Annotated in this window: 2 protein-coding genes; both read left to right on the forward strand. The window is 51.8% G+C overall.

Annotation, left to right across the window (positions count from 1 at the left end):
• On the forward strand, nucleotides 1–2,107 hold a 2,107-nt coding region (locus KDK15_RS14535), incomplete at its 5' end, for an F-box/WD repeat-containing protein (protein ID WP_257296107.1).
• A gap of 16 nt (nucleotides 2,108–2,123) precedes the next feature.
• Entirely contained in the window at nucleotides 2,124–2,279 is a 156-nt protein-coding gene (locus KDK15_RS14540) for a hypothetical protein (RefSeq protein WP_257296108.1), read from the forward strand.
• The last annotated feature ends 319 nt before the right edge of the window (nucleotides 2,280–2,598 follow it).

Here is a 2,598-nt window from a genome sequence, read left to right on the forward strand (position 1 = left end):
CGTTACCGTGAACACCAGCGACAGTTATGGCAGTAGCCCGGACTGCGCCGGAGTAGCACCTGAGGCATCCCGTTATGTGTGGAGCAGCAACGGTATGTCGGTTGTGCCCTGCAAAGACCCATGTTTATTACTGTATTTGCCAGAGCCTCCCATGCTCAAGCTGTTGGGTTACTTATCTTTCAGGGAGATACTCGCCACCGCAAAAACGTGTACGTATTTACACCAGGTAATCACCGATGAACACCTGCTGGCCAGAACGTGGTTTGCAAAATTGGCAGCACACCAGCAGAACCAGTTTAAAGAGATTGCCCGTGACATCAGTGATCCTGACCTGCAGCACTGGCTGGGGCAATTTACCACGGATGCAACAGCAGCCGGTAAACTTTGCAGCCAATACCTTGCAGGGCAAACAACAGGCGACGATGACGATGGTAAAACCTGTGAAGCACAAAAAAGGAAATACTTCCCCCAGGTCCTGTTTTATACGGTGAGTAAACTGATGGCTGACTGTCAACAATTCAAACCGGTTCTGGCAAAGGAAATTCATGATCCTCATGGTAACAGTACCATCAGCTTCAGCACCCGTGGCGACCATTTAGTGATCTTGAACACCCGTAATACCGGGACAATCTTTGGCTACACAGCGAACAGCTCATGGCAGAAACAAGCCAGTTTTAGCTTCGATTACCGGTTCATCTCAGGTCTTTCTCTCTACACCGTTGAGACCCACGGTCGTCATGTGTTGGCCTGGGATCAACATACCGCAAAAATCTTCGCATATAACGCAGATAACAGCTGCACGGAGCAACTATCCATTGTCCATGAAGGCAAGATCAGCTCAGCAGACCTAAGTTGCGATGGTCATCAGGCAGTCATTACCTGTGATGATGGCAGCGCCAGAATCCACAGTTTGAACGACGCTGGTCACTGGACGTTGGCAGCGGATATTACCGATTTCAGGCGGCACTTGAAGGCTCGCTTCAGCCCGGATGGCAGCCGGGTACTGACCCACTCAGACTCATGCACAAAAATCCACAGACGGAACGAGGAGGGTGGCTGGACATTAGAGGCCACCAGTGACTTCTATGCGGAATCAATCACCTTCAGTCCCGATGGCAGCCATGTGCTGATGTACAGTTGTTATCGGTGGACCACCGCCAAGATCGCAAAAATCCTCAGCGTGAACAAAGATGGCGGCTGGCTGGAGAGTGCACCCTTCACTTACAACGAAGGCTCGGTCATACGGGTTATGGCCAGCCCCGATGATCGCCATGTCATTATCATCAACAACAAGCAAGATGGTGAAAATGACAGCGTAACCCTGAAAATCCTCAGTCGTGACAGCAACAGTGACTGGACAGAGAAAACTGGCAATATCCCGATTATTCTCCACAATTGCCCCAAATTCAGCCCCGATAGCTGTCATGTGATGGTTAGCAAAAATGAATCTAACCTTGAAATCCTCAGCTGCGACAAACGTGGCAACTGGATGCCGACCTCTATTCCCTTTTTGGACAACAGTAAAAGAGCCTTCTTCAGTCCCGATAGCCGACATGCGGCAATCATCGGCGCGGGTCTTCGCATCGCCAGAATATACAGTTATGACGAAGCCAGAGGCTGGATAGAAAGCGGGATCATTCCCCATGACCATGACGGGCCATACACTGACGCCAGCTTCAGTCCTGATAGCAGCCATATTATCACTTTCTGTTGGCCCCCAGTTATCCTTTGGGACGACAACATCCGTAGCAAATTTAAGGTGAAAATCTACGGTCACGATGGGAACGGCAAGTGGCTGCAAAAAGCCCTTATCAGCCATGCCGGCCCGATCTATTCCGCACGCTTCAACGCCGATGGCACCCATATAGTAACCGCAAGCGAGGATCGTACTGCAATAATCTTTGGCCGCTGTGCCGATGGCAGCTGGGTGAATAAGGCCATTCTGAGACATACCCGCCGGGTCAATTCTGCCTTCTTCAGTGTCGATAGCAGGCAGGTGGTGACCGTAAGTGGCTCGCACGACGTGAAAATCTGGCGTCTTGTCGCTGCTGCCATGGTTCTGGACAGTCCGCCCGAAACCCCATTCTGCTTCTGCCTTCTTCAGTGACGATAGCAGGCAGGTGGTGACCGTAATTGGCTCGCACGATGTGAAAATCTGGCGTCTTGTCGCTGCTGGCATGGTTCTGGACAATCCGCCCGGAACCCCACAGGCTGCCACTGGCCAGGGTGTTATTCTGCATGCTGGCCACCAAAAGCCGAAAGCAAACAGGCAGAATTGAGAAACATGTCAGGTCGGTGGTAGCCCCTATCGACCCATTCACAGAACCCACGGGAAGATTAATCAGGTTTCACAGTCAGGAGGCTGTCCCATGGATTTATGCTTGCTTTCCCCCGCCGGGGCGCAAAAGGGCAGGCAAGTCGGGTTTACAGGGGGACAGTGCCATCGGCAGATCTGGTTTACACGATCATTCCGAATGCCTTGAACTTTTGCCCGGCAATCCCATCCAAAATGCCTGATTGGCAATCACCTGAAGATGGCAACCAACAATGGAACCTCCCGTTACCGTGAACACCAGCGACAGTTATGGCAGTAGCCCG

The sequence above is a fragment of the Endozoicomonas sp. YOMI1 genome (assembly GCF_024606345.1).
Taxonomy (GTDB): domain Bacteria; phylum Pseudomonadota; class Gammaproteobacteria; order Pseudomonadales; family Endozoicomonadaceae; genus Endozoicomonas.